A 24,509-nucleotide genomic window follows, 5' to 3' on the forward strand; every position below is an offset into this window, starting at 1 on the left:
GGGCTCGCTGTCGGCTGTGATTTTATTGAACGTTCTATCAAGCGACGTCGCCTGTCCCCGCGAAAGAGAAACGAAATATTAAAATAGAACAGGGAGATAAAATTATTCATTTTTATTATGATTCCAAATAAACTTTGATCTTCGAAAAATCTCTAGCTGGCAATTTTGAGAATTTTTTCCAATATAAGAGTGGATAGAGATGCCAGCCGAGCAATTTGAATCCGATAAAACGTGAAACATACAGCGGAGCTTTGTACCACGGTTTGTCATTCAGGATGGCGCGCAATGCTTTGAAGGATTGACCCGCTGAGACGCCATCTAAAGCAAAAATAGAATGGGGTACGTCAACAAATTTCAAGGGTTTGTTTCCGACCACACGTATCATCCAGCGACTATCAGCATCAATCATGCGATCATCTTCGAAGGCAATCCTTTTTGCATCGGGCACGCGAAACAGAAATGCGCCGTGTAGTGGTAGTCGTTGCAAGCCGGTGCCAGCGTGCAAAGGTGTCCGGTTAAAAGCGTAGGGTCCTGCAACTATAATCGCGTTAAATCCATATGTTTCATTCGGATCCAATTCGCTAAGATGTTGCACAGCATCCCAATGTTGGCAGTCTCCGCTATTTAAGAAAACTGCATGATCTTCATTTTCAAGCGCATTCAAACCACAATTCATGGCTCGGTAAATTCCCCGTTTAGTTTCTATGACAAGTGTGTCACCTGCGATCATGTTTTCCTTAATGATAGCTTGATGGGCATTGTAGGATCCACCATCAACAATAATCCAACGGAATTTAAGCCCTGCCGCCCTTGATCTGGCTAAGCTTTGTGCGGTCCGTTGGAATTCTTGTGAATTGTTGAATGTCAGAGTTATGATCGCAATTTGGCTCATAAAGGTCTTTTTCGGACGCCAATCTCTCGCTTTTTTGAATACTTGGTGGTTTTATGAGGTCTACGCCTTGTCTGCGATCGTTTTGTTCGATGTTCTCTAGACCTATAGGCCTCAAAAGCAAAGTGAAATGCAACGATGAGTATAGGAAAATTGTCGCGCATGTCGCCTGAAAACAACGGGCCGGCGACGATTCCTAGTAAGTAAAGATTGTTGGGTTGGCTAATGATTTTGGTCAAGCAGTAGACCATTACAACGGTTATAAACGTACCAAACCCTATGCCGTGGTATGCAAATGCTTCCACCAGTATAGAATGGGGATAGCTACCAAATATTGTGTAAAGATCAGCGATTGTATAGTTGTCGCCAAAAATGATTCTAGGGCTCATCAAATCTCTGATCATCAGCAGTCGGAAAGACTCAGAAGCATTCGATATACTGAGATTGATTCCCAGCTCGCCAAGCAATGTGAAAACCTGCTGAAGGTTGGAAACCGACACAACCAAGATGATTGTAGAAACTGGTAAAATCAAAGACCGAAGTTTTGGAGCGAAAATATTAGTCAGAAAGATACCCAGCATAGCCAAATAGAGAATTTGACCGGCACGTGAATCGACCACATTTATTAGCCAAAATGCGATTCCGCTTATGACAATAAAACCAGCCCAATGACGTTGTTTTATGCACCCCCAAGCGATAAGGCCATACCACAATAATACGATCCGATAGAGTACATTGGCCCCGAATAGGGCAGTTACTTGGTTCTCATTCTGGAAAAAAGGATACAAACCGGCAAACATAAGCGTACCAGTGATCACATAGTTACCAAGTGGCTGGTTGTCAGCCTCCCTCAAAAAGTAAAGCAGCGGCCAAGAAACTAGCATCAGCAGCGGCCAGATATAATAGTCATCATATGAAGCCACGAAGGTGGATTCATCAAGGAGCAATATCACCAATCCAAACGCCAAAATGGCTAACAGTGGTCCGCCAAATTTTGCCCGCACTTGCCCGACCGCTGCCAAAATTATGTGGCAAGAGAGCGAAAGCGGAAAGGCAACATAAATGCCGGCCGCGATGGAGTTAGTAGCAAAAAAAAGGAGCATGAACGGCATAATCATGATTGCCCAATAATTTGCTACTCCGAGCAGCGGTAACGGTGCGCGCGGCGGTTGCTGCTTAGTCATAGATACTGATCTGGTCATATTAGACTAGTCTTTCTATGCATGACTTTTTGCGGCACATAGGCGATTAACCTGATTAATAGACTCAGAAATAAAGTAATCTGTCGTAGCGGTAAAGGCATTATATAGGATACTTGCACCGTAGATTGAAATCACAAAAAGTTGATCAAATTTTATTGAGTCTTGTTTGACCGTGATGGCCATGAAAATCTCGATTTCAAAAACTGTCACCAATATCTTTCGTATTTAAGGCGAAGGTCCATGTGTGAACTCACCTTCAGATGCAACAGCTTTTTTTGAATGGTCCTGTGCTATGCCCAACATTACAGTTTTGTCCGGATTTGCCGCCACACCTTTGGATCGGAGTCCAATGTTGTCGGTTAGCAGACCTAACTTTTCTAGAGTGAGTGTCCCTGGGGCAAAGCCTTCTCTGAGATAATTTGGAAAAACCGACACCGCGATTTTATAAACTCTGTCTAGGGTAACAAAAAATTTGTTTCCCGCTATTTTCTAGCCTGGCCCTCATTTTTTTGCGCACTGTGTTCGGTTTGCTAACGGCTCAATTCCAACAATCCAATATCTGTATACTGGACAGATGTCGCTTAAGAATCAACTGTGGGCCTACGCTATCGAAGTCTAAACTCCTGATAAACATAGCCTCCGTCATATATTTTCGTTTCCGTGCATGAAATTTCTGTGTCGCATGACATCTCACCAAACAGTTTTGTGCCCTCACCCAATAGGATGGGCGCGCGTTTCAAACGTATGATGTCAATTTCATTGTCGGCCATTAGAGCACCCGCAAACGCACCTCCACCACAGAGGTAGATCGGACCATCTTGATTCTGGCGCAACTCCTGCAGAAGCGCTCGCTGATTGTCGCGCACGATCTGGACTTCCCGATCCGCCGGAAGGTCCAATGTCTGAGAAAATATGTACGTTGTGAGATGCGGATATGGATTTTGGCCGGGCTCGAGGCCGTATCGATATCCAAATTCATAGGTTTTGCGACCCATGATCGCACAGGAATAGGTAGACAGTCGCTGACCATAGTCTTCAACGACTGGGCCTTCATGGGCAAATTTGGTTATATCTTCGTCGGGGCCAGCGATGAGACAATCAATGGATACAGCAACGTCGTAGATAATGGGTTGCATGAAAAGCTCCAATCTTGAGGGAGGGAACGGAGGCAGGTCCTAGTCGATTCAGTCTGATCTGAAGGATATGGAAAAGTGAGGAAAACAACAACTGCTAACCAATTTGCGAGAGTATCAGGACCACAAGGACCAAGTAGAGCGCCAATAGGGTGCTGGTCACGCGTCGGTTTCGCGATTTCTGCAAATGGTAATGCAAAGACTGGAATAATAACCGATTAGATGCCTCCTTCGATCGGCATTTCAAGCCGAATTCCTTCGGCTTCTCACTGATTTGGTGAGCCCCTTCCATTTCTGAGTCTGGAATATATGCGGCATCGGGATGTGATGGAAACGGCTGCGGCCGATTGCGAGACACAGTTTTTATGGCGGTGGTTTCCGTCTGATTTGTACCCAGGTTGGAAGGCTGCGGAATGTCGTCACGTTCATCTACCGAAATCCAATATTGCGACATTAACGATATCCTCCAATGGTAAGTTGGGAAATTCCAAAAAACTAAAACGACAAAGATGTTGAGTGCTTAGAATGCTTTACTATTGTTGAATTGATGCAAGAACCGGCAATGACGCAACGTCGCCTTGCACAAATGCCACTTGGTGGGTGGTAGATACCTTATCCAAATTTCAAGCCCATATCTTTGCATGGTGAATTTGCAGTTTTGCGGGTTCATTGTTGAGAGTGGCTACAGTATTTTAGTCAAAATGGGCGTGATCGGGCGCCAGAATACTCCTTTGCGCCTTTGTACATAACGCCTCGTGGCCTGGAGGTTGAAAGGCCATCATGATGTGTTGGAGAACTTAATTTCATGGACCATCTATCGAAATTCGAGAATTTTCTTACGGTGGCAGAGATTGATATTGTCCGGAGAAGTTTTCTGAACCTGGGCGATGAAAACGCGCGCGCCGGCGAACTTTTCTATCAACAGCTTTTCGACGATAAGCCCGAACTAAAAAGTCTATTCTTGAGTGATATTTCGGTTCAATCTGAGAAACTGACGAACATGCTTGGTATGATTGTCTCACAGATTCACAATATGCCAGAGTTGCTGCCTATGCTGGCTGACCTTGCGCGGCGTCATCTGGGATATGGGGTGGAGGCAGAGCATTATAGAGATGTGGGTGATGCGCTCATTAGTACGATCCGCGACGTTTTAGGCCCCAAGTTCGGACCTGATGTCGAAGCAGCCTGGACAAAGGCCTATGAGGGTATTGCCTTGACGATGATCCAATGCTGTTATGGCAGAGCTGGTATCGAAAAATATGAGATGGCCCGCACGCATGATTAGCTGAACATCGAACCGGGACCGGTCAAGACCGTTCAAGCAGGACTCTGGAAACAACAGGTAACTCGTCGAGTATTTCTCATATATTATAATTTGAACTGTAAGTTATGGGCGATAACTATCTGAAATTCAGTGAAATATGTCAGTACACGGCCGATAGCAGACTTATCATTTAGCAAGACCATTAGGAACTGCTTCAGGCCCGGTCGCGCCAGACTCTGAGAAAGTCGCGACATTGTTGTCGGGAAACCAAGCCGCCAGGCCAAATCGAACTGAGTTTTCTTGCCGACTCTCCTTACTGCCAACTCTCCAATGCCCACTTTTGCCCCAAAAGATGGACATTGAAGAGTCCGGTGACGAATGCAGTGAGGCAAATGTGAGAACAAGCCTCAATTGATAGTCATCAAGCTAGGCAGCGGCATAGCCTATATCGGGTTGGGTCAGAACCCGCAAAAGCGCATATTTGCAATGCAGCCATGTGGGTTCGCGATGTTTCTTGCCGTCGTTAAAGCCTCTAATTCAGAGCTGGCTGAATAGACTGCGCGCGCAAGCATTCACCCATTTTCTGTCCACAGTTACCCGGCCTGGAAAATATGAACTTTGACCATGATGGGTATCGGCCGGTTAACAATAGGGACTTTTTGATGTCTAATCTTCGGTTGGTTATTTGTGCAGCTCTTGCCGCAACGGGGCTTGTCTTTTTTAGCGGTAATTTGCAGGCTGAAACTGGCGTTAGAGAATGTCTTTTGACACCGAGTAACACCTGCGTGGATAGGTTAAACACACGCTTGAACGATCTTGAAACGGGTATGCAGAATACCAGTGTGCAATCTCTGTTAAAGCTTAGGCGCGTTTCAGCACTGGTATTTTGGCGCAAGTTTGATCTGGCCGAGGCCATCGTCAATGCCATACCAACGGACGCACGAAATACCATTTTGAAGGATTCGGCGCTTGTCGCAATTGTTTCGGTATCCCACGAAGATCCACCAGGTCGAGCTCGGCGTTTGCTGGCCCAGATTGAATCTGCGGAATATTATGAGATTGCTCGAGCCAATTATATTGCCAATCTGGCGCGTGCTTCCGATCCGGAAACAGCGCTACAAGCGCTTGCGGCCACTAATCGTCCGAATAAGCCGCTTAAATATGTGGCTGTAGGTGAACTCTCGCAGGGATTGGCTTTGGATGGCCGGCTCCAAGAAGCCGTCGCGCTTATCCGAAACGGGACTGGGAATGATGAGGGTCGGGAAGGAAGCTACCTGTCATTTCTTGTTATCAATGAACTTGATCAAGGCCGGATAACCAATGCCGAGAAGCTCTTGACTGACATTAGAGACCCGTTCTGGAAAGCTATCGCCCGAAGTGAGATTGCGGGAGCACTGGCCAAAACCGGAAAGATGGCAGAGGCGGAGAAATGGTTCCATCAAGCACAAAGGGAGATGGCGAATCTAGAGCAGCCAGATCGCCGCTTCCGCGTGTTCGAGACTTTCGCGCGCTCTGCTGTGACTGGACAGAGACTGGACCTGGCGGCCAACGCAGTCGGTGGTGTTGGTAACTTTCCCATAGACCAAGCAACTGCACTAAGCAGGATCGTAGAGATCGCGGCAGGAAAAGTAACCCAGTCGGAATGGAGGCCGATCGCTGATCGGGCGATTTCCTTACTAATGAAACTCGAAGTCTCCTCTGAAGCAACGCGTATTAGACGGGATAGCGGCTGGAGCCGTCTGGCCGACGCAGTAGCGATGGCAGGGGATCCAAAATTAGCAGCACGCCTAACAAAGAAAATCTCTGACAAAAAATGGCAGGATCATAATCTCGCCCAAATCGTCAGGACATCAACGCACAGTTCGCAGTTTCAGGAGGCGCTTGATCTGCTGGAGCTTCAGACGGATTGGGACAAACGCGTTCAAGGATATATTTCCCTTGCCCAAGTGGCGGAAAACTCCGGGCATAAAGATTTGGCCAAGGAATCGCTTGTGACCGCCATTGGACTGATCGAGGGGCCTGAGTTTGTTCCCGTAAATGAAACGACAATCAGCCATTTAGCAAGATATGAATCGCGGGCCGGTCAGTATGAGCGCGCCGAGATGCGGCTAAGGCACGTGAAAGACAAAGAGCTTCAGATTCGCGGCCGGATATTCAATCTCGATATGGCGGCAACACATGGTTCCAAAGATGATTATGATAGGTATTTTGCGATCGCCCGCGAAGCCATTGAAACGATAGAATCCACAGATAGGCAGGTTCTTTTTTTGCAGATTCTCGCATCTCAACTTATCTCTGTGGGGAAAACCCAACCCGCTCTTGAGTTCGGCAGATCAATTGAGAAGGGTTGCGCCCGGGATAGATTTTTGGAAAGCACGGCATCGCTGATGGTTGACCATCAGCTCTTTTCTCCAGCCCAAAAACTTATCTCCGAAATCTCAGATCCTGTAAAACGCGCTGCTCAAGAACATCAAATGGTCTTAAATGCTTTGCGATTATCACTTGCCAGGTGAACCGTCGAAACAGGCAAAGTCTGGCTTGTAAGAGCTGTGTCTCGGAGCAACGAATAGTTTCTTGTCGGCATCCAATAATCTCTGACGCAGTTGATTTGCAAAAACCCATGCACTGTCGGTGAGCATATCCCCAGATGATCAGAAATATTCTGGATTTCCGGAGACGATTTTTGTTATCGTTCCTGCCGACTTCCCGTTTCCATCTAGATAAACAAATGCGCCCAAATGCTCAGCCAAGTTGTAGTTATCATTTAGACCATTGTGCCAAATAACGTCGTAACCGACGTCCTTTATAGCCAACGAACCGCTAACTATTTTGGAGTCTGGTCTTTTCACATGGACTTCGGTGTCGCTGGGATAATAGACTGAAGCCTGTTTGCGGCCTCCGACATCAATATAGTGGGTATGCCCGACCATCAATTCTGATAATATTTCCCGCTCAAACAGGATCATCGTATTTCTCCCTTCGTCATTTGCTATCGTGTTTTTCGACGCGAGCCAAAGATGCGGTTCAAAACCTGATTCCCGCAACAGTGCGGGATCAGCATATCGTTTTCCTCTCCGCATACTTACATTATACGCCCCAATTTCTGGGCAAAATAGGACAAAAAAGCAGATAACCGGAAACCATATGAGTATTCATGCGTGGATGTTGAATCTCAAGTTCTGGCGCTTTGCGAGAAATGTGCCGGATGCCGATATCGCGGTTTAGAAAAAATCACTCTGAGCAAAAGGCTATCCTGCTTTATGCTGGGTCGCTCAGCTTGTTTAAAACAGAATAAGGATCCGGGATGCTTCGGATGGTTCCAGTCTCGGAGCTCGGGTATCAACCTGGCTTTTAGCTTTGGATAGTGAGGCACCTTTTTGACTTTTCAAACACTGCTTCCAGATGTTCTAAACCTTTTTGGGTTAGAAAAGCATGATCTTCGCCATCATCGGAATGACCGTGCTCCAAATAGAGAAGCCCGTCTTTCATGAGCATATCAATGTAGCGCAGTGCATTTGTGGTGGTGCTGACAGGATCATTTTCATGCATTGAAATTTTCACGATTCGGTTCATTTTATGCGCTGTGTAAAGCTCCAGCAGAATGTCCCAGCTATCGACGCAAAAATACTGAGCAGGGAAAGAGCGGCTGCATTCACGTCGAAGGTTTAGTGCCAATCGGGCGACACTGAGTCGCTCTAACCTCGCTGCCGATTGGTGGCATTCAATACGTTTAAGTCGTTTTTCCATTCTATCTAAGGTCGCTATGAGATCGGTTGCAGTTTGTTTCATATGCTCTGGCTCCGCAGCGATTTGAGGCTTGTTTATTTGGGTTTTGGAGAATTGTTATGTTGAATTGGATTCATCGTATCTTGCTAGAAACTCTGAATAATAGTCAGCGGGGACCGGAGTGCTTCGAACCTCCGGTCCCCGCCTATCCTGAGAAGCCTGCGACCCTACGGGAATTGCTTTCTCAGAAATCTTTGAATCATCTAAATCAAGCCACTAGAACTGCACTTTCAATCCGCCGCGTCCGCCAATGCCGGTATAGTCGCCGCTGACATCAGCATTGCCTTCAATGAAGCCAGTGACGCCTCCCTGCGTGGCAATGCTTAGGCCCAGTTCCAACCGCCCGAACGTCCTGGACAATCGGTTGTCAATTTCGATGGAGCTGTCACCACTGGTAAATGCTAATCCATCACCTGTTTGTTTTTGTTGCACCGCTTGCCCACCGAGATAGTAGGTCATGTTATTGCCGCCCCAGATCGTCGCCTCTCCGCCAAGTCTGGCCCCGGCCATAGCGCGTACACCATCAAATTCATCAAAAGCGATTTCGGCTCCAAGTGCGGAAAAATCATCCAGACTGGCGCGTTGATATTCGAAGCTGGTAAGCGGCTGGACGAAAAACTTCTCGTCACCAAAGCGATAGCCGGCTTCAAGCCTTACGCCATAGGCAGAACCATCAAGATCCGCAGTATAGCCCGCCGATCGCGCCCTGACATCAGCTGCAATAAAGTCGTATTTGGCTAGTGCGTTGGCAAAGAAGCGATCGCTTTTCAGGCCGGCATAAACACCAATGTTAAAGGCGTCGTATCGGACATTATCAGCGGTTCCATCAAAGCCCAGATTTGAATTCAAATAACCAGCTGTGAGACCAAATAACCCGCCATCGCCAGTCACTCCGGAACCAAATTCATAGCCAGCCTGAAGCCCGAAATAATCCTGCTCATAATTTACCGCGACCGGTTCTGTCAGGCCGCCTTCGCCAAATTCGAAACTGTCATCCTGATTGGTGACGGTGCCATATATCTGCATCCATGCTGGAGAAGCGGAACTATCTGTTGGAGTCGCCATATGAGCGGCCCAGGCATCGGCAGAGCGATACCAGAGTGATTGCGCCCCTTCGACAAATTTCAGTGTCTGGAATACGGGCGTGCCGATCGTATTGGTAAGATAGAAGTCATTGTCGGGCGCCTCGTAAAATACGGAATAGGCAAAGAAACCTATGGTAGCGCCAGGCTCATCAAGCGCAAAGGCGTCCTCGTTTGTTCCGGCTCCGGCATCGACAACCAGGACCCTGTTACCAAAATTCGGACTGGTGCTAATGTCGTTAATGGCAAATGTCGTGTTGCCTGTTGCGGTGCCCGCAACCACCAAAACATCTGCCGAACCTGTTCCATCGAAACTAACATCGAGACCGAAACTGCCATCACCGCTGCCAGCATAGTCACCCCAAATGGTCAGACTGTTGCCAACCATATCATTTCGCATCTCGATCAGGCCGTTATTTACGAACTGCTCAAGGCCGGTGAAAGCGATGATCCCGCCAACGGACACTGTACCTTCATTGGTAAAAAGGTCGGTGCCGGTGCCAAAGTCGCTGTCCAGCGTCGCATTGAACAGGCCGGTATTTAAAGTGATATCGTCAAAGGCACTTAACTGCACACGGCCGTTAACCGTGCCGCTATTGGTCAGCTGTGTCACACCGCCAATGGCTTCCAGAGCAAAGCCCGCACCGCTTTCCAGCGTGCCGCTATTGTTGACTGCAATAGACGAGCCGGTAGTAACTGCAGTGATCGCGTTGCCGGTACCCCCTGCAACTGTGCCGCTGGTGGTAACAGAGGCAGCTTCAGTTCCTTCCTGCAGCACGTTAATGCCATCCACGCCGCCACTCACATCAGCTGCCGTGACCGATAGAGACGTGCCAGCGGCGGAGTTAACCGCATCAATCCCATCGGCTTCAGTCCCGCTTACCGAGCCAGTCGCGCTTATGTCCAGTGCGCCGGTGCCGAAATTTCTGGCAAATATCCCGTTGGCCTGACCCGCGGTATCTGCTGCCGCGATTGTGAGCGACGTACCAAAGGCGGAGTTATAGGCATCAATACCTTCATCTGAATGTCCGTTCGCCGTGCCAGTCGACGTGATGCTGAGCGCGCCATCACCTCTGTTCCTTGCAAATAGACCGTTTACACCGCCGTCCGTGTTGACTGCGTTGACCGTAAGACTGGTGCCGTTTGTGGAGTTATATGCCTCAATACCATCGCCAGCATCCCCGCTAGCGCTACCTGTTGAATTGATCGCCAGCGCGCCATCGCCATCATTGTCAGCGAAAATGCCGTTATCGGAGCCGGTCGCTACATTGCTGGTAATGGTCAGATCAGTGGTGCCCGCATTGTTTATGGCATTAATCCCGTTCCCGGCCTGACCAATGGCCGTGCCCAGCGCAATGATCGTCAGCGATCCGCCGAAGTTATCGGCGTCTATACCATCCGTCGCACCGGTTGTGGTTGTACCCGTTTCCTGATCAATCTCCATCGAAGCAGAGACATCATTGGCGCTATTATAAGCGAAGATACCGGCCGCGCCTTGACCTGTAACATCACCGGTGACGCTGACGGTCAAGCCAGCGCTGCCGAAATTTTCCGCGCGCACGCCAATTTGTCCGCCGGTAACATCTGCTGCTGTTATTGATAGCGAAGTACCATTGGCTGTGTTGAAAGCGAAAATACCATCGGAAGCAGTCCCAGTCGTGGCGCCTGTCGACGTGACCGTCAGCGCGCCTTCGCCATCGTTATACGCGAAAATGCCGTTGCTGGCGCCAGTGGCAACATTGCTGATGACCGTAAGGTCAGTTCCATCAAAAGAGTTCTGCGCAGTAATACCATTTAGCAGCCCTCCTGACGCCGCGCCACTTGACGTAACCGTGAGCGCCCCCTGTCCATTGTGGTCGGCGAAAATACCGTTATTGGCGCCGGTCGCCACGTTGCTGGTGATCGTCATGTCGGTACCAGTCGCAGTATTCTGGGAGTAAATGCCATCAACAGAAGTACCGATCGCCGTGCCAGTTGAATCGATCGTAAGCGCACCGTTGCCCTCGTTAAGAGCGTAAATGCCATGGTCAGCACCATCTGTGTCCGCTGCCGTCACCGCCAGATCGGTGCCATTCGGTGAATTTCGTGCGTAAATGCCGTCAGAACCGGCGCCGATCGCTGCGCCCGTTGAATTGACCGTAAGCGCGCCTTGGCCCCCGTTAAGAGCTTGAATGCCATTTTCGCCGCCGCTTGTATCGGCGGCATTCACGGTCAGCGCCGTACCATAGACAGAGTTAAACGCAGAAGTACCACTTCCAACCTCCCCGGTCGTCGTCCCGGTGGTGGTGATCGTCAGCGCGCCGGTCCCAAGATTAAGCGCGGCAACACCGATCAGATTGCCAGTCGCCACATTGCTGGTAATTGTCAAATCGGTGGCGCCCAATCCATTGGTTGCGAATATCCCTGAAACGGCCTCACCCTCGGCCGTACCTGTCGAATTAATGGTCAACGCGCCAGTGCCATCATTATCCGCATTGATGCCATTAATGCCACCAAGGCTATCCGCCGCATTGATCGTCAGATCTGTACTATTGCTAGAGTTGATGGCCTCAATACCATAAAAATTGGTACCGGTTGCTGTGCCGGTTGAGGTGATGGTCAAGGCGCCTACGCCTTCATTATAGGCAGAAATACCGTTCTGCCCGCCGCTGGTGTCCACGGCACTGATGATCATATCACCACCGACGGGCTCATTTTGGGCGTTGATCCCGTCAAAGGCGTCGCCGTTTGCCATGCCGGTCGATGTCACGGTCAGTACGCCAGTGCCGCCGTTATAGGCTCTGATACCCATGTTGGCTCCGTCCGCAACGTCACTGGTGATCGTTAGATCAGTGGTGCCCGGACGATTGAAGGCGTTAATGCCATCTCCTGCCTGGCCCTCCACAGTCCCCAGCGCGCTAATGGTCATCGCACCACTGAGATTAATTGCGTCAATACCGGCGACCGCGCCGGTGATGGTCGTCCCCGCATCCTGATTTATTTGCAACATGCCAGACAGGTCATTGACGCTGTTATAGGCGTAAATGCCATCATCGCCCTGGCCGGTAATGTCGCCAGTAGTGCTGATGGTCAGGCCCGCGCTACCGTCATTTGTGGCGACTATTCCATAGGTTCCCCCTATAACGTCCGCTGCCGTGATCGACAGGGAAGTACTATTGGTGGAGTTCAATGCCAAAATACCGACTTCGGTAGTTCCGGTTGTCGTGCCGGTTGTATTAATAGTCAGCGCCCCTCTACCCTCGTTAAGAGCCTGAATGCCATATTCTCCGCCGGTTGCTATGTTGCTGTTGACCGTTAGGTCGCTTGCACTGCCAAAGTTACGCGCGAAAATGCCATCAGCGGTGTCGCCGTCAGCGGTGCCGGTGGACGTCACGGTCAAGGCAAGCGTGCCTTCGTTGATTGCGAGAATACCGTTTTCGCCACCCATGGTCTCGACCGCATTGACAGTCAGATATGTTCCAGCATTATATGCATCAATGCCATCGTAAAACTCTCCAACAGCCATGCCGGTAGACGTGACTGTTATCCCGCCATCCCCTTCTTGAGTGGCGTAAATGCCGTCATTGGCACCGATCGCCACGTTGCTTGTGATGGAAAGGTTCAAGGTATCCGTTTCGTTCTGGGCGCTAATTCCGTTCCCCGAGATACCGGTAACAATGCCGTTAGATACCAGAGACAAGGAACCGCCAACTTCATTGTCAATACTGATACCATTTTGTTGTCCGGTTATAGCCGCAGCCTCTGCATCATCGAATGATGCGCCGTCTACGCCGTTAATTGTCAACGCATTGTCGACCGCCGTCGTTATGCCGAACCCGGCTTCTGTGGTAACTGTGACCGGTGTACCGCCGAGTATCTGTGTTGTATCTGCAGCTGCATCAGCAGGACCAGAGCAGACAAAAACACCGGAACCGGGAGCAGTTTCGGTACATGTACCCGCCATCGCAGGCGCCGTTCCAAGCATTCCGGTACCGAACAGCAATGCCGTACCAACGGCCGCGGCCGATACTGTCAAACGGAGCTGGCCTGTCTGTGGGACTATGCTGGCGGTGCCGCCCTTCCATTCTACGAGACGTCCCCCGCGATTGAGGAGGCGTATCGGTGATATGTCTGAAATCAAGTCAAAACGGGGCATTGGATTTTCCTTGCTGAATATTGATTTTTTTGAGTGTGAAAAGTCCGGTTGCGGGCGTCAGTCGCTAACGGCTCTCGGTTTATGGTTGGTGGTGAAATTGGCGAATGCGGCCGTGCACAATCTGCGCACCCTTTGGACAGTGATGGGCTTCCGGCGACGCAAGATTGCGAATTTTTTGATTCGGTTCCAACAATATGAAACCAATTGATGCGAACCGGTGCGTTAAACTGATCGCCTGATCCTGAATGCCTATGGAGCTAACCGCATTTGGGTTTCCCCTGAGATGGTTTTTCAACGAAGCTTTGATCATGAAAATGCTTTCTGTTTCTATTCCCATTTGCCGCTGCCTCATTCATCCACTCGATTTTCGCCGCCGTCTATCGACAGGCTCGCAATGCGAGTGTGCAATTATGCAGGTACTGCAGTGATCACCAGAAAAGGTATTAATATGAATGGATTAGCGAGATTGATTGTGTGTCATCAATCTTGTTTTCTGGATATCAAATCCGATGCCAATGCTTCTATTTAATTGGGGGTACGCAACCCATGACGTTCTTCAGGTTCATCCGTGATGCGAAGCGTTCTTCAAACAACTTTTTGGATCACAAGGAACGCGATGGCCTCAGAATGAGTCGTCAAAGCAAGGGTAAGATGACATATTCAATGGCGGGGCAATCCAGGGAGCCTGGATGAGATGACTACGTTTTCCCCACGGGCTGGCAAATGTTCGATGCCGATTGATATTGTACTGCACCGGCATCGCCAAAGGTGATACCGATCATTGAGACAGCTATGCCGTCATATGCCTTCACCCAGGCTGCTTCGGCGTCCGAATCAAATTCGGATCCAAGGATATCTCTAAGCATTGCGATAAGCGCACGACCGACGTCGTGATAATGTTCGGCCCGGACTCCATAGTCAATGTGACGGCTCGCCAGATCGCCCAGCATCGGCAACAATTCAGGCAGGTTATGAATCTGCGATACGATCAAACCCAACATGTTGGTCAGTTTCTTTGATCGAATAGAGCTGTCTCTATCAAGCAAATCTTCCAGTTCCGGCTTGATCCTGAAGAGATGCCGATAGAAAATTTCTTCCGCATAGACGCTGTCCGCGCCGATGATCAGGAAGGTTCGCCTGATCATGTCAACTTGTGAAACCGTTAGAAATCTCTTGGATCTTGGTTGATAAAACATGGAATTCGGCTTCCTGATGTCCGGTTGTCGGCACCGGCGCAAAACCGTATCTTTACAAGAGCGACTTTACACGGCGTTACAAATCAGTATTCTCGTTAGTTTACAATTTGTCCCCGCTGAACCCGAAAATTTGCACCTCCACCATGCGCAAACCCAACAACTTTGTTTTCATCAAACCGGTTGTCCAGATTGATGCGCGCAAAAATAGGATGAAATAATTGTGTCTTTTGACTGGAATAATCTCAAAATTGTTCTTGCAGCCTCGCGCGCCGGATCTCTTGCACGCGCTGCGCATCTATTGGACCTCGATCAATCGACAACAGGAAGACGGCTGACGGCTCTGGAGGCCGACATTGGCACGTCACTATTCGCGCGAACGAAGACCGGATTGGTTCCCACCGAAATCGGCAAGCTCATTATAGAGCGTGCGGAAGAAGTTGAACTGCGCATGCAGAATTTGGTCGACGAAATCGCCGTCGATGACGGCAGCATCGTCGGACTGGTGAGGTTGATTTCAAGTCCATGGATTCTGGAAGAGCTCACGCGTGCGGCGTTGCCAGATCTTCTGAAAAGAAACCCAGGTCTCGACATTCGCTTGCTTGGCTTGATCCCGGCCTCTCCCATCCGCGGGGAGGTCACGCTCTCGCTCTGGTTTGAAAACCAGCCCCGGGTCAGCGAGTTTGCCGTGAATCTGGGTGAAGTGCATTACGGCATTTATGCGCGAAAAGATCGCGATCCAGGCGAATTGGAATGGGTTTCGTTCTTTGATGAAGACGCACCGCGGACCGCGCCCGTCCGGCTGTGGGAAAAGATCCGCGGAGATCGGGGTCATCGGCCTCGATTGACCTCGACGGACGCCAGTGGTGTGATGAGAGCCGTAGAAGCCGGAATCGGCAAGGCGGTGTTACCGATATGCGTTGCTGAACGGTCTGATTTGATCGTGCCCTTTGGTGACAAGCCATTCGAACTTTGCAGAACGCTGAAACTACATGCTCACCCCGATACGGTTCAGGCAAACCGAACCCAGGCCGTGATGGAGATGTTAAGAGTCCGGTTCGCGGAAACATTCTCGCGTCCCCAAGGCGATCACCGATTCATGGCCGATAACTGAAGACAGATTGAGTTAGCGCCGCCGGTGAAGCGGCTGCGAAACTATCCTTACACAAGCTCCTTGTTGACGCTCAGCACTTCGTCATGTGGCGGAGCAATGCCGCTAATTATCTCAGAAAAATAGGTTTTTTAGTCCCCAATGCGGTTCTTGCATAAATGCAAGCGGGCATTGCAGCGCTGTCGATAGACGACGGTCACAATCGCGTGGATGAATGAGGGAGCGACAAAAGGGAACATAAAGAGAAAGAATATTCATGGCTAAAGCTTCGTTGAAAGAGGGTCCTCGTTCGAAGACCAAACAAGGCACTGTTAGGGCAGACCCAGCTCAGCGGGAAGACGTCGGCGAGATACCGCAAATGCCGGATTCCGCGAACCCGAAAGAGACCAATCCTCCGGTGGAAGAGGGCCTAAAAAAGCCATCCACTGAAAAAAATGAAGGCGCAATCGCGACGGCTGAAACCGCGACGGCCGCAATCGCAACGGCCCAGATCAAGGCCAGCGTTGATTCTCCCCAAACCACCACATTCACGCAATCGGGCGGATTGGTTGATCGGCTGGCGGCTCTGAAAGTCTCATTGATTTTCTCGTCTTACCAGTCTGGTCTGCTGTATATGCTCGGGTGCAAACCCGGCGGCGGTGCACATCTTCATCAGTCAGCAATGAAAAAGCCGATGGGCTTATGCGTCGAGGATAGCGATAGTTTCACGCTCTCTGCGGGCTTCCAGATCATGCGGTTTCAAAACGGCCTGGACGCGAATGAGCGGGTGAACGACATGTTCGATGCCTGTTATGTTCCTCGGCAGACCTATAATACCGGCGAGCTGGATGCGCATGATATCGGCATCGACAAAAACGGTTTGCCGCTGTTCATCAACACGCGGTTCAACTGTCTCGCCACAACTGATCCGAGGCACAGCTTCCGGGAAGTCTGGCGCCCGGCCTTCATCTCGGCACTGATCGATGAAGACCGATGTCATTTGAACGGGCTTGCCATGGAGGATGGCGAGGCGGCTTACGTCACCGCAGTCAGTCAATCCGACACAATTGATGGCTGGCGCGACCGCCGAGATGATGGCGGCATCGTGATCGATGTTCGCAGCAATAAGATTGTCTGCAAGGGTTTGTCGATGCCGCACTCCCCACGTCTTCATAATGGAGAGTTGTGGTTACTCAATTCCGGCACCGGTGAACTGGGTGTTGTCGAAGGCGTAGCGAGCGGCAAAGGCAAATTCGTTCCGCGCGTATTCTGTCCGGGTTTTAGCCGCGGTCTTGCGATCAAGGACGGCTTCGCTTTTGTCGGCTTATCGAAGCCCCGTTACAAACGCTTTGAAGGACTGGCGCTCGACCAACGGCTGGCGGAGGCCGATAGCGCGCCTTGGTGCGGTATCCAGATCATCGATCTGGCCAAGGGCGCTTGTGTCGACTGGTTCCGCATCGATGGGGCCGTCTCCGAAATCTATGATGTTGCATTGCTGGAAGGTCATGCCTGCCCAATGGCGATCGGGCCGACTGCGCCCGAAATGGCTAAATTCATCACTCATGAAAAACCGGAAAATGGCGGCGGGTGACGCCTCCTAACCGGATCCAGAATTTGGGTGCTTGTTATTCAGGAAGGAAAATCAATGCCTCGTTTTAATCTGCTGTCAGATCCCTCACGCAGAAGCGTCCTCCACCGCGGCGGGCGTATCGTCAAATGGAAAGGCAGCACCGCCAGTATGGTTCCGCATATTGCCGAACTGCGCCTGACCGTATCGGCTGCCGCGGTTGGTGCGGCGCTGATATTCGGTGCGGGATTTGGCGGCACCGCCCCTGCGCTGGCGGGGACATGTGTCGAGTCCGCAGCGATTCCGAACAGTTTTACTTGCTCTGGCCCTTCAGATGCGGACACAGACGTTGAGCAGGTGTTGGGCGGTGTTGCGGTTGCCGTCTCGACCGTGGAAGGTTTCGGGATAGCGGTAGATAACGCCGATGCGTTTGAAATTAGCGGCATATTTGGTGCCAGATTCGAAGATATCCAAGATTCCTATTCTGCCATTGTCGGCCGGGAAAATGGCATTCTCATAACCAATGCTGGTGGCGGCCTGCTCTCTGTGACTTCAACCAGCACCATCAGAGGACAGACCCGCTCCGGAATTTCTGCCACAAATTTCGCCGGCGGCACGGATCTTACGATCGCCAGCAATGATACGGGTGGCGCCCTTGACGGCATTTATGCCCTCAACCAAGGCACCGGCGTGCTGACGATCACTGCGACCGGCATGACCAGTAGCGTCAATACCGACGGTATTTATGCGGTCAATGAAGGTACCGACCTGACGATCACCGCAGCGGACGTGACGGCCGCGGATCATGGTATCAACGCCGGTAATGAAGGCACCGGTGACCTAACCATTAACGTCACCGGCGCTGTGATTGCCGACGGCGATGATGGCATTCTAGCCGTCAACGGCAACGGCACCACGGACCTAACAATCACCAGTAATGTGGTAACCGGTGCTGAAAGAGGTATTAGCGCAACCAGCACCGGCAATGGCGCGCTGACGATCACGTCAACCGGCACGGCAACGGGATTTGGCTCTGTCGGCATTTATGCGTATAACCAGACCGCCACAACCACATCTCTGTCGGTTACCGCTGCAGATGTAACCGGGACCGCCGGGATATATGCCTTAAACAATGGCTCTGAGGGCCTGACCATCACCACAACGGGAGATATCAGAGGCGAGACCTTCGACGGTATCAGCGCCTATAACGACGCCAATGGCGGCGCTCTCACCTATATGGAGATCAATCAGGCCGAAGACACAGTCATTTATGGCAGAGATAATGGTATATTCGCCAATAATTTTGGCGGATCGCTGACGATTTATGCGCAAGGCACAGTCCGCGGTGATACCGAAAGCGGAATTAATGCCTATAACCGTGCCGGAACTGAAAACCTGAGAATCACAAGCAATATAGCAAGGGGTCGCTTTGACGGTATCGATGCGGACAACCAAGGCAATGGTTCGCTGATCATCTCCTCGACCGGCTCGGCAACCGGTGATTATTATAACGGGATCGAAGCGTTTAACAGCGCCAACGGCACATCCTTGATAATCAACGCTGCGGAGGCCACGGGCGGCAGCGAAGGGCACGGCATCTATGCCCAGAATTACGGCACCGGCAGCCTGACTATCAGCGTCACCGGCGATGTCACTGGGCAAGGCGAAGCCGGTATCTTCGCCTATAACAGCGCCAATGCGGAAGACGGTATGGTGATTAATCAGGATGCGGGCTCCACCATCACGGGCGCAACCGATGGGATTTATGCTGAAAACCTTGCTGATGCGCTCACCATCAATGCTCTGGGCACGGCTGTCGGCCTTACGGGGGGTGGCATTGAAGCCAGAAACCGGGCGGGTACCACCGACCTGACGATTGTCAGCAATATTGCGACCGGCTCCACTAATGGTATTCGAGCATCGAATGAAGGCTCCGGCGCGCTCACCATCACCTCCACCGGCATTGCGACCGCAACCGGCGATGATGCTATCAGCGCCAGTAATTTTGGCACTGATTTAACCATCAATGCAGTCGATACGGACGGCGCAGAGAGAGGCATTACTGCTTCCAACGAAGGCACCGGCGCGCTGACGATCATATCTACCGGGACAGCAACCGGGACTGAGATTGTCGGCATTCGGGCCTATAACTCTGCCAATGGCACCTCCCTGTCGATCACAGCTGCAGATGTTATTGGCGGGATCAATGGGATATATGCCCAAAATTACGGCGACGCTGGTCTGACCATCAGCACAACCGGCGATGTCACCGGCCAAGGCCAAGCCGGTATCCACGCTTACAACAACGCCGATGTTAACGTCGCCACCTTCATTCAGATCGATCAAGCTGCCGCCACAACCATCACCGGCGCAACGGATGGCATCTATGCCGAAAATTATGGCGGTGCCCTCATCATCAATGCGCTCGGTACGGTCAATGGCGACGGTGGGGACGGCATTGATGCCAGAAACCGTGCAGGCACCACCGACCTGACCATTACGAGCAATGTGGCGACCGGCGAAAGCACCGGCATTTACGCCCTTAACGAAGGCAGTGGCGAGTTGACCATCACTTCAACCGACACGGCGAGAGGGACTAGTTCATATGGTATCTATGCGATCAACCGGGGTACCGATCTAACAATCAACGCCGTTAATACCGACGGCAGTTTAAACGCGATTCTCGCAATCAACGAGGGAAGCGAAGCGTTGACCATCGACTCAACGGGTACCGCTATCGGGGATGATTTCAGTGCCATTGACGCGTTCAACTCCAACGCAGGTACAAACCTTACAGTGAATGCAGTCAATACAGACGGTGGCCAGAACGGTATTGTTGCATTTAACGATGGCGATGGTGCGCTGACCATCAACTCGACGGGCACCGCTATGGGGACTAATTACGATGGCATTAACGCATTCAACTCTGCCAGTGGCACGAACCTGACGGTCAATGCGGTGGATACTAGTGGTGGTGAAAGCGGTATTGATGCGAGAAACAGTGGTGCCGGCGCGCTGACCATCAGCACCACCGGTGATGCCACCGGGCAAGGCCAAGCTGGTATCTACGCTTATAACAGCGCCAACGGCAGTTTGATGCAGATTGATCAGGCCGAAGCGACGATCATCACCGGCGCGACCGATGGTGTTTTTGCCGACAATCGTGGCGGATCGATGACAATCAGCGCGCTGGGCACGGTCGTCGGTGAAACCGAGGACGGGATTGAGGCCCTTAATGCTGTAGGTACCGCCGATCTCACCATCGTAAGTGATGTGGTCGAGGGGGCCGGCAGCGGCATTAATGTCTTTAACGGAGGCAATGGCGCGCTAACAGTCACTTCAACCGGAATGGCGGACGGAGCAAGCTCATCCGGCATTGCAGCATTCAACTTCTTCTTTGGTACGGACCTGATCATCACCGCGGCCGATACCAGCGGCGGCCAATATGGGATCAATGCCCTGAATATTGGTACAGGCGCGCTGAATATTACTTCAACCGGTTTGGCGAGCGGGACCGACAATGAAGGCATAATTGCGGTTAACTCCGCCGATGGCACCGCCTTGTCGATCTCGGCAGCTGAAGTCACCGGTGGAACTTATGGAATACGAGCCTTTAACAGAGGCACCGGTATACTGACCATCAGCGCGACCGGCGATGTTACCGGCCAAACGCAAGCTGGAATCTTCGCTTATAACAGCGGCAATGCCGAAGACGGCACAGAGATAGATCAGGATGCAGGCACCACCACGACCGGCACGACCGATGGCATCTATGCCGACAATCTCGCAGGGCCGCTGACCATTAATGCACTGGGCACGAGCATCGGTGAAGCTGGTGACGGAATTAATGCCAGAAATCGTCTCGGCACCACGGATCTGACGATCACCAGCAACGTCGCAAATGGTTCCGTTAACGGCATTGATGCGGTCAATCAGGGCGGAGGCGCGTTGACCATCACGTCAACCGGCAGCGCGAGCGGGGGTGCTGGCGACGGCATTTACGCGTATAATTCGATCAATGGCGGCAATTTGGCGGTGACCGCCGTCAATAGCAGCGGCAGCGACCGCGGTATTTTTGCCAACAACGAGGGTGACGGTACGACGATCGTGACATCAACCGGCACCGCGAGTGGTACCGCTGGTGCGGGTATTCGGGCGGTGAATACTGCTAATGGTAACGGCGTCACTGTTAATGCACTCGATACCAGCGGGACCTTTGGCATTTCGGTCAACAACCGAGGCGAAGGTGCCCTGATCATCACTTCGGCTGGTACCGCAACCGGGCTTTCTCTAAGTGGTATAGGTGCATATAACTCCACGAACGGCACTGACCTGACGGTCGATGCGGTGAATGCCAGTGGCAACAGCTACGGTATCGTCGCCAGCAACTTTGGTGAAGGCCCGCTAAGCGTTACCTCGACCGGATCAGCGATCGGCAATATGGGTGGCGGCATTCTTGCGTATAATCTTAACGGCACTTCTCTGTCGATCACAGCCGCGGATGTAATTGGCGGGACCGCCGGGATAGATGCCCGCAATTTCGGCAGCGCTGGTCTAACCATCAGCGTCAGCGGCGATGTCACCGGCCAAAGCGCGGATGGTATTTACGCCTATAACAGCGCCAATGATGTCTCTGCCTCGATGGTCATTAATCGCGATGTAGGAACCACGACCACGGGCGCGGATGATGGGATTGACGCTGATAATTTTGGCGGATCACTGACCATCAACGCGCTTGGCACGACCATAGGTCTGGCCGGGGACGGGATTAATGCCAATAACGGTCCGGGCACCACCGATTTGACCATCACCAGCAACGTGGCGGAAGGTGCGGTCAGTGGTATTGATGCTGTTAATCAGGGCAACGGCGCACTGACCATCACTTCAACCGCCAGCGCAAGCGGAGGTGCGGGAGATGGTATTTACGCGTTTAACGCGATTAACGGCGGCAATTTGGCGGTGACCGCTGTCAATAGCAGCGGCGGCGACCAAGGTATTTACGCGCGCAACGATGGTGAAAGTATCATGATCGTGACATCTACCGGCAGCGTGAGTGGCATCGCTGGCGAAGGCATTCGTGCGGTGAATAATCTCCTTACCACTGGTATGACCGTCAATGCGATGGATACCAGCGGGACCAATGGTATTTCGACTAGCAACCTTGGTGAGGGCGCGCTGACCATTACCTCAACCGGGACCGCGACCGGGACGGCTGGCGATGGCATTGACGCGCTGAACGGCCTAGGTAGCGGCGACCTACAGATTATCAGCAACGCTGCCACCGGCGAGGGCAATGGGATCAGTGCCGTGAATGAAGGTAACGGTGCGCTGACGATCATCTCGACCGGTACTGTTACTGGTAGCAATATCAGCGGTATTGACGCGTTTAACGCGGCCACCGGTACCGCGGTGTCGATTACGGCAGCGGACGTCACAGGCGGCGTTGATGGTATCAACGTAGTGCATGAAGGAACCGGCGCTGCGGAGGTCACAACCACCGGCACCGTTACGGGCGGCACGGGCAATGCGATTATGGTCGCAACAACCGGCTCTACAATCACTGTGAATAATAGCGGCACGCTGGAAAGCGGCGCGGGCTTTGCGCTCGCCGCCGGCGGGGGCGTTACGGACCTGACCAATAGCGGTACGATCAATGGCCGTGTACAGCTGACCGCCTTTGATGATCTTACCGTGAATAACGGTCTGTTCAATGCTTCGCTGGATAGCGATTTTGGAACCGGCAATGACCTGTTCACCAATGACGGCACGCTCACGCTGCAAGGTGCTGTTACGCTTCTGGGTCTTGAGCAATTCGCCAATAACGGCCTGATCGACATGCGTAATGGCACAGCGGGGAACCTCTTGGTCCTGCCCGATGACTATACGAGCAACGGTGCTCTCGGCGTTGATGTCAATTTCGATGGAGCAGGCTCGGCAGACATACTGACTATCGGCGGCACGGTATCAGGCAACACATCGCTGTTCATCGATGACATCAGTACTAGCCCGAACTTTGGCAACACGGTTCTGGTTGTGGATACTGGGGCGGGAACCGCGGAAGATGCTTTTGCGCTAGCGGACCAAAGCGCGACGATCGGTTTCTTTGCCTATTCACTGTCTTTTGACGCAGCGGAGGGAGATTTCTTCCTGACAAATGCGATCGCAGTACCGACATTCCAAACGCTGAAATTTGCCGAAGGCGCGCAATCGCTTTGGTATCGCTCCGCCGATGCCTGGGCTGCCCATATGGCCTCTCGTCGCACTGCATCAGATTCTCCGCTCTGGATGCAAGTTTATGGCAGTTTGACTCAGCAGGATGACAATTTTGAATTCACCTCGTCTGGCTTTACCCAGACAATCTCGCTGGATTACGATCAGGACTATTTCGGCTTTCAGACCGGCTATGATTTTGCTCCGGCCTTTGGCAACGAAGACGTCGTCATCGGTCTAACCGGCGGTTATCTAAGTTCAGATCTCGGCTTTGAGGGGACCGCCGATAATGTTCATTACGATGCTTTCAATATTGGCGTCTATGCGGGGATCAACAGCGGACGGTTCTTTGTCAATGCACTGGCAAAATATGATTTTATCGATGCCAATGTCAGAGCCAGAACGGCCGGTTACAATGCCAATCTCGATGGTCAAGCCTATGGAATCAGGCTTGAAGCCGGTTACCGCTGGGGCGACGATACTTTCTTCATCCAGCCGCTGGCGAGCGTCGAATATCAACTCGCCAGTCTGGATGACTTTTCCGCCTTAGGAGCCGATATTGATTTTGATAGTTTCAATGGCTTGCGCGGTATGGCCGGTGTGCGGCTCGGCGGAGAAGCGAGTGTGAATGGCAGCAACCGGCTGACCTATTATCTCGGTGGGCAGGCGGTGCATCAATCACAAAATGGTGATGGTCTGGTATTCACCAGCGGTGCTTCCTCCATTGAGGTCGAAAATCGACTATCCAACACATTTGGACGGTTCGAACTGGGTGTGAACATCGCCTCGCCGGGTGGCGTGACTGGCTTCATTGAAGGCAATGCTGATATCGGCGGTGGCTATACTGGCTATGGCGGGCGTACAGGATTGAAAATAGAGTTCTAGTCTTTCGATCCGGCAAGACCCCCATATTTCTGAGGAAGCAATTTCATAGAAGCTTGCAGGCTTCTCAGGATAG

At 51.6% G+C, this 24,509-nt stretch carries 12 protein-coding genes; 5 read left to right on the forward strand and 7 right to left on the reverse strand.

Annotation, left to right across the window (positions count from 1 at the left end; all coding sequences use genetic code 11):
- Positions 1–115 precede the first annotated feature (115 nt).
- The 3 genes from DG177_RS15840 to DG177_RS15855 all read right to left on the reverse strand — a co-directional run bounded on the left by DG177_RS15840 (position 116) and on the right by DG177_RS15855 (position 3,227).
- Positions 116–892, reverse strand: a complete 777-nt coding sequence (locus DG177_RS15840) for a glycosyltransferase (protein WP_108812375.1) — start codon at positions 890–892, stop codon at positions 116–118.
- The gene (locus DG177_RS15845; protein WP_337658942.1) at positions 889–2,073 is read right to left on the reverse strand and encodes a hypothetical protein; all 1,185 of its coding nucleotides are present in this window, start codon (positions 2,071–2,073) and stop codon (positions 889–891) included. The genes DG177_RS15840 and DG177_RS15845 overlap by 4 nt, the downstream gene beginning before the upstream one ends.
- 623 nt (positions 2,074–2,696) lie before the next feature.
- Positions 2,697–3,227: a dihydrofolate reductase family protein gene (locus DG177_RS15855; protein ID WP_108812378.1), complete on the reverse strand. Its 531-nt coding sequence runs from the start codon at positions 3,225–3,227 to the stop codon at positions 2,697–2,699.
- Positions 3,228–4,029: 802 nt separating this feature from the next.
- Between DG177_RS15855 and DG177_RS15865 the strand changes: the two genes are divergently transcribed.
- Positions 4,030–4,509 (forward strand): globin domain-containing protein, encoded by a 480-nt coding sequence (locus DG177_RS15865; protein WP_108812380.1) that lies wholly within the window; start codon positions 4,030–4,032, stop codon positions 4,507–4,509.
- Positions 4,510–5,099: 590 nt separating this feature from the next.
- Positions 5,100–7,001 (forward strand): hypothetical protein, encoded by a 1,902-nt coding sequence (locus DG177_RS15875; protein ID WP_108812382.1) that lies wholly within the window; start codon positions 5,100–5,102, stop codon positions 6,999–7,001.
- 138 nt (positions 7,002–7,139) lie between these two features.
- Here the strand turns inward: DG177_RS15875 and DG177_RS15880 are convergent, their stop codons facing one another.
- The 4 genes from DG177_RS15880 to DG177_RS15900 all read right to left on the reverse strand — a co-directional run bounded on the left by DG177_RS15880 (position 7,140) and on the right by DG177_RS15900 (position 14,687).
- Complete coding sequence (locus tag DG177_RS15880) at positions 7,140–7,454, reverse strand: hypothetical protein (protein ID WP_108812383.1); 315 nt, start codon at positions 7,452–7,454, stop codon at positions 7,140–7,142.
- A gap of 385 nt (positions 7,455–7,839) precedes the next feature.
- Positions 7,840–8,277 (reverse strand): hypothetical protein, encoded by a 438-nt coding sequence (locus tag DG177_RS17805; RefSeq protein ID WP_337658943.1) that lies wholly within the window; start codon positions 8,275–8,277, stop codon positions 7,840–7,842.
- A 213-nt stretch (positions 8,278–8,490) separates the two neighbouring features.
- Entirely contained in the window at positions 8,491–13,491 is a 5,001-nt protein-coding gene (locus DG177_RS15890) for an autotransporter outer membrane beta-barrel domain-containing protein (RefSeq protein WP_108812385.1), read from the reverse strand.
- A gap of 698 nt (positions 13,492–14,189) precedes the next feature.
- Positions 14,190–14,687 (reverse strand): globin domain-containing protein, encoded by a 498-nt coding sequence (locus tag DG177_RS15900; RefSeq protein WP_108812387.1) that lies wholly within the window; start codon positions 14,685–14,687, stop codon positions 14,190–14,192.
- Between the two features lie 220 nt (positions 14,688–14,907).
- Here DG177_RS15900 and DG177_RS15905 point away from each other — a divergent pair, with 220 nt between their 5' ends.
- From DG177_RS15905 to DG177_RS15915, 3 genes are all read left to right on the forward strand, one after another.
- A complete protein-coding gene (locus DG177_RS15905; protein WP_108812388.1) occupies positions 14,908–15,798 on the forward strand; it encodes a LysR family transcriptional regulator in 891 nt (296 codons plus the stop codon).
- Between the two features lie 253 nt (positions 15,799–16,051).
- Positions 16,052–17,365 (forward strand): TIGR03032 family protein, encoded by a 1,314-nt coding sequence (locus DG177_RS15910; protein ID WP_337658944.1) that lies wholly within the window; start codon positions 16,052–16,054, stop codon positions 17,363–17,365.
- Between the two features lie 54 nt (positions 17,366–17,419).
- Entirely contained in the window at positions 17,420–24,436 is a 7,017-nt protein-coding gene (locus DG177_RS15915) for a hypothetical protein (protein WP_108812389.1), read from the forward strand.
- Positions 24,437–24,509: the final 73 nt, after the last annotated feature.

The sequence above is a fragment of the Sphingorhabdus sp. Alg231-15 genome (assembly GCF_900149705.1).
GTDB lineage: Bacteria > Pseudomonadota > Alphaproteobacteria > Sphingomonadales > Sphingomonadaceae > Parasphingorhabdus.

Coding starts and splice junctions, on each gene's coding strand:
- DG177_RS15840 (WP_108812375.1), bottom strand. CDS start 892: ATGAGCCAAATTGCGATCATAACTCTGACATTCAACAATTCACAAGAA.
- DG177_RS15845 (WP_337658942.1), bottom strand. CDS start 2,073: ATGACTAAGCAGCAACCGCCGCGCGCACCGTTACCGCTGCTCGGAGTA.
- DG177_RS15855 (WP_108812378.1), bottom strand. CDS start 3,227: ATGCAACCCATTATCTACGACGTTGCTGTATCCATTGATTGTCTCATC.
- DG177_RS15865 (WP_108812380.1), top strand. CDS start 4,030: ATGGACCATCTATCGAAATTCGAGAATTTTCTTACGGTGGCAGAGATT.
- DG177_RS15875 (WP_108812382.1), top strand. CDS start 5,100: ATGAACTTTGACCATGATGGGTATCGGCCGGTTAACAATAGGGACTTT.
- DG177_RS15880 (WP_108812383.1), bottom strand. CDS start 7,454: ATGATCCTGTTTGAGCGGGAAATATTATCAGAATTGATGGTCGGGCAT.
- DG177_RS17805 (WP_337658943.1), bottom strand. CDS start 8,277: ATGAAACAAACTGCAACCGATCTCATAGCGACCTTAGATAGAATGGAA.
- DG177_RS15890 (WP_108812385.1), bottom strand. CDS start 13,491: ATGCCCCGTTTTGACTTGATTTCAGACATATCACCGATACGCCTCCTC.
- DG177_RS15900 (WP_108812387.1), bottom strand. CDS start 14,687: ATGTTTTATCAACCAAGATCCAAGAGATTTCTAACGGTTTCACAAGTT.
- DG177_RS15910 (WP_337658944.1), top strand. CDS start 16,052: ATGGCTAAAGCTTCGTTGAAAGAGGGTCCTCGTTCGAAGACCAAACAA.
- DG177_RS15915 (WP_108812389.1), top strand. CDS start 17,420: ATGCCTCGTTTTAATCTGCTGTCAGATCCCTCACGCAGAAGCGTCCTC.